Genomic DNA, 379 nt, shown 5'->3' with positions numbered 1-379 from the left:
GCGTGCTCTGAAGTATTTTTAGTAACGGTATGGTGGAGCTAAGCGGGATCGAACCGCTGACCTCCTGCGTGCAAGGCAGGCGCTCTCCCAGCTGAGCTATAGCCCCATACAGTTACTGCAGAGACCAACTACTACCACTCGCGAGGAGTCACATCTGTACAACAGCACAAATGTTAATTTTTGCTCAGGCAAGGCATGCGGGAGGGAAGTTTACCTGGGTAAACGACCGACTGCATAACGCAGCATGAGTGAAAATTTGGTAGGCCTGAGTGGACTTGAACCACCGACCTCACCCTTATCAGGGGTGCGCTCTAACCACCTGAGCTACAAGCCTGTAGAGGTTTTTTCTGCTCGTTACTTTCATCAGACAATCTGTGTG

General features: G+C 50.9%; 2 tRNA genes. Both read right to left on the bottom strand.

Annotation, left to right across the window (positions count from 1 at the left end):
- Positions 1–30: 30 nt before the first annotated feature.
- Positions 31–106: transfer RNA gene (locus tag N5923_RS00120), tRNA-Ala, on the bottom strand.
- Positions 107–257: 151 nt separating this feature from the next.
- Positions 258–334: transfer RNA gene (locus tag N5923_RS00115), tRNA-Ile, on the bottom strand.
- Positions 335–379 lie beyond the last annotated feature (45 nt).

The organism is Winslowiella arboricola (assembly GCF_025527015.1).
GTDB classification, from domain to species: domain Bacteria; phylum Pseudomonadota; class Gammaproteobacteria; order Enterobacterales; family Enterobacteriaceae; genus Erwinia; species Erwinia arboricola.
Note: the sequence above shows the minus strand (reverse complement) of the source record. Positions and strands in the feature narration are given on the sequence as shown.